The 7,171-nt window shown below is 71.7% G+C and carries 8 protein-coding genes; 4 read left to right on the top strand and 4 right to left on the bottom strand.

The annotated features are described in order from the left end of the window. Nucleotides 1-169: 169 nt before the first annotated feature. Nucleotides 170-1,258 carry an AI-2E family transporter gene (locus ABTZ89_RS32955; protein ID WP_270951906.1) on the bottom strand — a complete coding sequence of 363 codons (1,089 nt, stop codon included), beginning with the start codon at nt 1,256-1,258 and terminating at the stop codon, nt 170-172. Nucleotides 1,259-1,328: 70 nt separating this feature from the next. Beyond that, nucleotides 1,329-2,219: a class I SAM-dependent methyltransferase gene (locus ABTZ89_RS32950; RefSeq protein WP_351052142.1), complete on the bottom strand. Its 891-nt coding sequence runs from the start codon at nt 2,217-2,219 to the stop codon at nt 1,329-1,331. 108 nt (nt 2,220-2,327) lie between these two features. Here ABTZ89_RS32950 and ABTZ89_RS32945 point away from each other — a divergent pair, with 108 nt between their 5' ends. Beyond that, a complete protein-coding gene (locus ABTZ89_RS32945) occupies nt 2,328-3,164 on the top strand; it encodes a PhzF family phenazine biosynthesis protein (protein ID WP_351052139.1) in 837 nt (278 codons plus the stop codon). A 4-nt stretch (nt 3,165-3,168) separates the two neighbouring features. On the opposite strand, the gene ABTZ89_RS32940 is transcribed toward ABTZ89_RS32945, so the two are convergent. Further along, the gene (locus tag ABTZ89_RS32940; protein WP_351052136.1) at nt 3,169-3,645 is read right to left on the bottom strand and encodes a cupin domain-containing protein; all 477 of its coding nucleotides are present in this window, start codon (nt 3,643-3,645) and stop codon (nt 3,169-3,171) included. A gap of 14 nt (nt 3,646-3,659) precedes the next feature. After that, nucleotides 3,660-4,439: an SDR family NAD(P)-dependent oxidoreductase gene (locus tag ABTZ89_RS32935; RefSeq protein WP_270951901.1), complete on the bottom strand. Its 780-nt coding sequence runs from the start codon at nt 4,437-4,439 to the stop codon at nt 3,660-3,662. Between the two features lie 99 nt (nt 4,440-4,538). Between ABTZ89_RS32935 and ABTZ89_RS32930 the strand changes: the two genes are divergently transcribed. The 3 genes from ABTZ89_RS32930 to ABTZ89_RS32920 all read left to right on the top strand — a co-directional run bounded on the left by ABTZ89_RS32930 (nt 4,539) and on the right by ABTZ89_RS32920 (nt 7,058). Then, a complete protein-coding gene (locus tag ABTZ89_RS32930) occupies nt 4,539-4,970 on the top strand; it encodes a protein-tyrosine phosphatase family protein (protein WP_270951900.1) in 432 nt (143 codons plus the stop codon). 26 nt (nt 4,971-4,996) lie between these two features. Next, a complete protein-coding gene (locus ABTZ89_RS32925; protein WP_351052132.1) occupies nt 4,997-5,956 on the top strand; it encodes a nucleoside hydrolase in 960 nt (319 codons plus the stop codon). A gap of 100 nt (nt 5,957-6,056) precedes the next feature. Then, entirely contained in the window at nt 6,057-7,058 is a 1,002-nt protein-coding gene (locus tag ABTZ89_RS32920) for an aldo/keto reductase family protein (protein ID WP_351052129.1), read from the top strand. Nucleotides 7,059-7,171: the final 113 nt, after the last annotated feature.

Raw genomic sequence — 7,171 nt, 5'->3', positions numbered from 1 at the left:
CCCGCCTGGACTGCGGGTGCCCGACTTTATGTATGCCAATACACGGCAGTCGGGCCGTCCTCGCCAGGCGAACGCTGAGAACCCGCGGCGGTGCCGGCTGCGGGAGTGGGCTATGCGCCTGGCGGCGCATCAAAGATGAAGAACCAGGATCAAAGACGAGTCCGGAGCGTCACCGCACCTGTCCGTTGGTGCTGGGGGAGGCGCGCGAATCGGTCACCAGCGATCGCACGACGGTGTTGGCGGTCGCCACCAGCGGCACGGCCAGGACCGCTCCGCCCACTCCGGCGATGGTGAAGCCCGACGTCACGCTGAGCACCACCGCCAACGGGTGCAGCCGCACGGCGTGCCCCAGCAGGAACGGCTGCAGCACGTGGCCTTCCAGCTGCATCACGCACACCACCACGGCCAGCAGGATCAACGCCGTGACGAACCCGTTGGCGGCCAGCGCGACGAGCACGGCCAGTCCGCCGGTGACCACCGCTCCGACGTAGGGGACGAAGGCGCCGAGGAAGATCACCACGGCCAGCACGAACGGCAGCGGGACCCCGAGCACGAGGGCTCCGATGCCGATCAACGCCGCGTCGATGAAGGCCACGGCCGCCGTCGCGCGCACGTAGGCCACGAGTGTTGCGAAGCCGCGCTGGCCGGCGACGTGCACGCGCTGGCGGACTGTTCGCGGCACCGTCACCTGCACGACGAACGACCAGATCCGGCCGCCGTCGCGGAGGAAGAAGAACAGGGTGAACAGCCCGAGCAGCATCCCGGCCAGGAACCGCAGCAGCGTGCCGGTGGTGGCCAGCGCAGTCGTCGGCAACCCGCTCTGGTCGATCCGCAGCGCCTGCGTGAGCTGCTGGAACACCTCGTTGAGCTGTTGCTGGCTCAGGCTCAGCGGGCCGCGGATGAGCCAGCTGCGGATCTGCTCGAAGCTGGCGACCAGCTGCTCGCTCAGCCCGGCCACCCCGGCCACCAGCGTGTTGATCACCACCGCCAGCACCGCGCCGAGCGCGCAGAGCCCGCCGACGAGCACGAGCAGGGCGGCCAGCGTGCGGTGCATCCCCTTGCGCACGAGCCAGTTCACCGCAGGTGCCATCAGCGCGGCGAGTAGACCGGCTACCGCGACCGACATGACCTCGCCGTAGAGCACGTCGAAGACCTGCCACAGCACCCACGCCACGGCGACCAGCACGAGCAGCCGCCACCCCACCGCAGCCGCGACGCGCAGACCGCGGGGAATCCCGCTCGCGCCGGTATCACCCACAGCACGTGGTTGGCCCGCAGCGCTGATCACCAAACGCGCGCCTGTGCGTCCACTGTGGCCGGTTCGGCGGCTACTCCTGGTCGTCCAGCTGGAAGTGCCAGATCATCGTCGCGGGCATGTCGGCGCTCGCCGCCGCAGCGGCCTCGGGCACCATGGCGGCCAGCGACCACGGCCACAAGTCCCACGGGCCCGGCTCCGCCGCAGCGGGGCCCGATGCGGGCATCCCGGGCAGGGCGGGTTCCTCGAAGCCGCGCACCTGCAATCCCAGCGGCAGCGCAACGCGCAGGTAGTCGCCGATCTCGTGCCGGTGGCTGACCAGTCGCCCCGGCTTGCCCTCGGCGTCGCGCACCGTCGGAACCGAACCGAACATCACCCGGCCGGGATGCATGTCGGAGATGACCAGGTGCCCGCCGGGGCGCAGCACCCGGGCGAACTCGGCGAAGACCGGTCCCAGCGATGGCACGTGCGTCAGCGCCAGCGCGCAGACGACCAGGTCGGCGGTGGCGTCACCGACCGGCAGGCCGGTGAGGTCGCCGACGGAGAACTCGCCCTCCGGGACGCGCTCGCGCGCCCGCTCGAGCATCTCCGGGGAGCTGTCCACCCCGACCACCCGGTGCCCGCGCCCGGCCAGGATCTCGGCGAACCGCCCGGTTCCGCACGCGGCGTCCACCGCGGTACCCGCCGGCAGCCCGTCGAGGATCTTCTCGACCACGGGTTCGTCGAAGTCGAACGCCGAGTTGCGGCCGTCGTCGTAGGTCCGCGACCAGGTCCGGTAGCCGGTCACGGTGTCCACCCGCTCGGCCTCGACTGCCGCGTCCGCCAGCGATCCGTCATCGATCAGCCGCCGGACCTCGGCGATCCGCGCGGCCACGAACTCCCGGTCGTGCTCCCCGGTGAAACTGCGAAGCAGCGCCACACCTTCCAATCCCAGCAGGTACGCCAGGGGGTGCTCGTAGACCATGGGCCGGAGGCTAGCGGTCGGGATTCCAGCGGGGCCACCGATTTTCCGCGGTGCCAGTGCACCGCGATTGGACCTTGCGCGGTCGGGCGTTCTTGCGAGCATGGGGCGGTGACGACATCTGGTGGTGTACGCCGTCCCTTCGCCCAGGTCGACGTGTTCGGCGCGGATCCCTGCACCGGCAACGCGCTCGCCGTGGTGCTCGACGCCGACGGGCTGTCCGATCAGGAGATGCAGCGGTTCGCGCGCTGGACCAACCTCTCCGAGACGACCTTCCTGCTCCCGCCGACCACGTCCGAGGCCGACTACCGGGTCCGGATCTTCACCCCAGCGGGTGAGCTGCCGTTCGCCGGGCACCCCACGCTCGGCAGCTGCCACGCCTGGCTCTCCCGGCGACCGGACGCGGTCGGGGAGCGGATCGTCCAGGAGTGCGCCGCCGGCCTGATCGAGTTGCGCGCCGACAGCGGTCGTTACGCCTTCGCCGCGCCGCCGCTGATCCGCGAGGGACCGGTCGACGACCAGCTGCGCGACGAGCTCGCCAGCTGGCTGGGACGCCTCCGAGACGCGCAGTGGGTGGACAACGGACCGGGCTGGGTGGGCGTCCTGCTCGACAGCGCGGACGAGGTGCTGAACGTGCCCGCCCCACCCGCGACGCTTCCGCCGCTGGGCGTGGTGGGCCCGCACCCGCCGGGAGGGGAGTACCAGTTCGAGGTGCGCGCGTTCTTCCCGGAGGGCGGCCAAGTGCTCGAGGACCCGGTCACCGGCAGCCTCAACGCGGGCATCGCGCAGTGGCTCATCGGGACCGGACGAGCCCCCGAGCACTACACCGCGCACCAGGGCACCGCGGTCGGCGCGGACGGCCGGATCTCAATAGACCGCGACGAGCACGGCGCCATCTGGGTCGCCGGAACCGCGATCACCTGCATCCAGGGCGAAGTCCAGCTGTGACCGGTCAGCGGGTCAGCGCGTCGATCTCGTCGGCGGCCTCTGGCCAACCCCGGCGGAGGTCGGCGCGGTCGCCCAGGGCGAAACCCTCGAACCGGAACGGCGGGGAAAGCGTCAGCCCGACCAGCGACCACGCGCCGTCCGGGCGGGAGCCCTGCCAGGCGCCGGCCGGGACGACGACCTGCAGCACCTGACCGGCATCGAGGTCCGGGCCGAGCGTGACCCGGCGGCTGGTGCCGTCGGGATCGAGCACCAGCATCCGGACCGGCGCTCCGCCCTGCCAGTGGTAGACCTCGGGGGAGTCCAGCTTGTGCAGGGCGGAGAAGTCCGGCGCGACCATCAGGTAGATCGCCGACGACATGTTCTCGTCGGCGTACATCTTGCGGACGTGACCGCCTTCCCCTTCGAGCGGCTCCAAGCCGAGCCGCTCGATCAGCGCCCGGCCGACGGCCGGATCGTCCCCACCGGGCAGACCGATGTGCATGCTGATCCTCCCGTTCACCAGGTGGGGCGCACCGAGGCGCCACCGTCGACGACCAGCTCCTGCCCGGTCACCCAGCTGCTGCCCGGACCGCACAGGAACAGGCACGCATCGGCGATGTCGGTCGGCTGGCCGAGCCGGCCGATGGGGTTGCCGGCTTCCCACTGGGCCACGCCTTCCGGCCAGTCCGCCCGGATCGTCGGGCGGTCCATCAGGCCGGGGGAGACCAGGTTGACGCGGACCCCGTCGCGCGCGTACTCCAGCGCGGCCGAGCGCACCAGCATGCCGACGGCCGCTTTGGACACCGCGTAGTGCGCCGATCCCGGCTTGGGCTGGGAACCGACGATCGATCCGATGGCGACCACGGCGCCACCTCCGTCCTGCGCGGACATCGCGCGGTGCGCGGCCTGCAGCACCAGGAACGTGGCGTCCACATTGGATTCCTGCACCGCGCGGAAGTCGGCGAGCGACATCTCGGCCAGCGGCTGCAGCGGTTGGACCCCGGCGTTGAGCACCGCGGCGTCCAAGCTCCCGAAGCTGTCGAGCGCGACCTGCACGACGCGGTCGGCGTCGTCGGGGGAGCGGAGGTCGGCCTGAACGGCGACGGCGCTGCCACCGGTCGATTCGACGTCGCGAACGACCTCGCCCGCACCGGCCTCGTCCCGGTGGTACTGGACCACCACCCGAGCTCCGGCCTGCGCGAACCGGCGCGCGATCCCGCTGCCGATGCCCCCGCTCGCGCCGGTCACCAGCGCGACCTTGCCCGCGAAGCCATCCGCGCCCGGCACCTGGTCCATGCCGCCATCCCTTCGTCGTAGGAGTCGCGCACCAGGGTGCCGCACGTTCGGTCGCCGCTGTTGGACCGGGTCGCACCGCCATCGCGGTAGGCTGGTGGCATGATCGAGTTGTGGGAACCGACCGCGGTCGGTGTGCTCCAACTTCCTTCCGGGCGTTCGATCCGCGGACGCGGTCTGAGCAAGCCGCTCCCCGCTGGACCGCAACCGGATTTCGCCGTGTACCTGCTGGGGAAGCAGCCACCTCAGGTCGAGTGGGAGAGCCGGTGGCTGCGCTGGCCGGACTTCCGGCTGCCCGCCGACCGGGCCGAGGCCCGCCAGGTCCTCCGCGAAGCGTGGGAGCGGGCCGAGCACGAGCGGGTGGAGCTCGCCTGCGCCGGTGGCAAGGGGAGAACCGGCACCGCACTGGCCTGCCTCGCGGTCATCGACGGAGTCCCGGCGGCCGAAGCCGTCGCCTACGTCCGCGCCCACTACGACCCGCGCGCGGTCGAAACCCCTTGGCAGAAGCGCTACGTCGCCAAGTACACCCCGTGACTCGCCCGGACAGCGGAAGGGAAACCATGGCCCGCAAGGTGATCCTAGACGTCGACACCGGCACCGACGACGCCGTGGCGATCATGTTCGCCGCGCTGCACCCCGATCTCGACCTGCTCGGCGTCACCACGGTCAACGGCAACGTGCCGCTGGAGAACACCACGGACAACACGCTTCGCGTGCTGGACTGGATCGGCTGCCCGGACATCCCGGTGCACCCGGGCGTGCCGAGACCGATCGTCCGGCGCGGGTTCCCCGGCGGCCGGCACTTCGAGCAGGACGACGACCACGACCCGCACGGCACCGCCCTGCCGATCCCGGCCCCGCGCATCGCGGCGCAGGACACCGGCGCGGTGGAGTACCTGGTGGAGACCCTGCGCGCGACCGCGGAGCAGATCACCCTGGTGGCCGTCGGGCCGCTGAGCAACGTCGCCACCGCGCTCGCGATCGACCCGTCGCTGGCCGGCGCGGTGGAACAACTGGTCGTGATGGGCGGCGGGCACGCCGTCGCCAACGTGACCGCGTCCGCCGAGTTCAACATCTGGGCCGACCCGGAGGCGGCGAGCGTGGTGCTGTCCGCCGGTTTCGACCCGCTCACCCTGGTGACGCTCGACGCGACCCACCAGGCGCTGGTTCCGCAGACGACCTGCGATGCGCTGGAAGGACTGGGCACCCCGGCGGGCACGGCCGCGGCCCGGTTCATCTCGCGCCGGATCGCCGCCTACGAGCAGATGGCCGTGTCCGGGAACGCGGCGCCGGTGCACGACGTGGTGTGCACCGCCTACCTCGTCGAACCCGAGGTGATCTCCACCCGTTCCTTCCCCGTCGAGGTGGAGACCGCCAGCCCGCTGACGGTGGGGCGGACCGTCATCGACACGCGACCCGACTCGAAGTCCGAGCGGAACGCGCACGTCGCGCTGCACGCGGATGCGGCACGGCTCAACGAACTCCTCCTCACCACCTTCGCCCGCGACACCGCTTCCTGACCGCCGACGCGGGCCGGTCGGGATTGCCGTCGCGGGCGATACTCGGCCCGCGGGGCCCGCGGGGCTCCGGGAACGATCAGTCGACGAGCTGGGAGAAGCCATGGAATTCCGCCACCTCGGCCGCAGCGGTCTGGTGATCAGCGAGATCGCCTACGGGAACTGGCTGACGCACGGTTCCCAAGTCGAGGAGCAGGCCGCTGCCGCGTGCATCCGCGCCGCGCTGGACGCCGGGATCACCACCTTCGACACGGCCGACGTCTACGCGGAAGGACGCGCCGAGGAGGTGCTCGGCCGCGCGTTGCGGGGTGAACGCCGGGCCGGGCTGGAGATCTTCACGAAGGTGTACTTCCCGGTCGGACCGGGCCGCAACGACCGCGGGCTGTCCCGCAAGCACATCGCGGAATCGATCGACGCGTCCCTGCGCCGCCTGCAGACCGACTACGTCGACCTCTACCAGGCGCACCGGTACGACCCGGAAACGCCGCTGGAGGAGACCATGGAGGCGTTCGCCGACGTGGTCCGGTCGGGCAAGGCGCTCTACATCGGGGTGTCGGAGTGGACCGCCGAGCAGATCCGCGCCGCGCACCGGCTCGCCCGGGAACTGCGGATCCCGCTGGTGTCGAACCAGCCGCAGTACTCGATGCTCTGGCGGATCGTCGAGGGCGAAGTGGTGCCCACGAGCGAGGAGCTCGGGATCGGGCAGATCGTGTGGTCCCCGATCGCGCAGGGCGTGCTGACCGGGAAGTACCGCCCGGGAACACCACCGCCCGCGGGCAGCAGGGCCACCGACGAGACCGGCGCGAACTTCGTCGCCCGCTGGCTGCGCGACGACGTGCTGACCCGGGTCCACCAGCTCGAACCGCTCGCTGCCCAGGCGGGGCTGTCGATGGCCCAGCTGGCGGTGGCGTGGGTGCTGCAGAACTCCAACGTCTCCGCGGCCATCATGGGCGCCTCCCGCCCGGAACAGGTCACCGAGAACGTCAAGGCCGCGGGCGTGCGCCTCGACGGGGACCTGCTGGCCAAGATCGACGAGGTCCTGGACCCGGTCGTGATCAGCGACCCGGCCCTGACCAAGGCCAACGCGCCGAAGGTCCGGAACTGACGCGGCGGGCGAGGTGGGGGGGGGGGCGCGACCCGCCCCCCGCGCCCAGCCCCAAAAATACCCCCGCGCCCGGGGGGGTGGCCAAACCGTTTTGGGCGGTGGATTGCCGGGCG

This window comes from Saccharopolyspora sp. NPDC002686 (genome assembly GCF_040295745.1).
In the GTDB taxonomy this organism is placed as follows: domain Bacteria; phylum Actinomycetota; class Actinomycetes; order Mycobacteriales; family Pseudonocardiaceae; genus Saccharopolyspora; species Saccharopolyspora oryzae.
The sequence above is the reverse complement of the archived record's forward strand: the minus strand, read 5'-3'. Positions and strand labels throughout refer to the sequence as shown.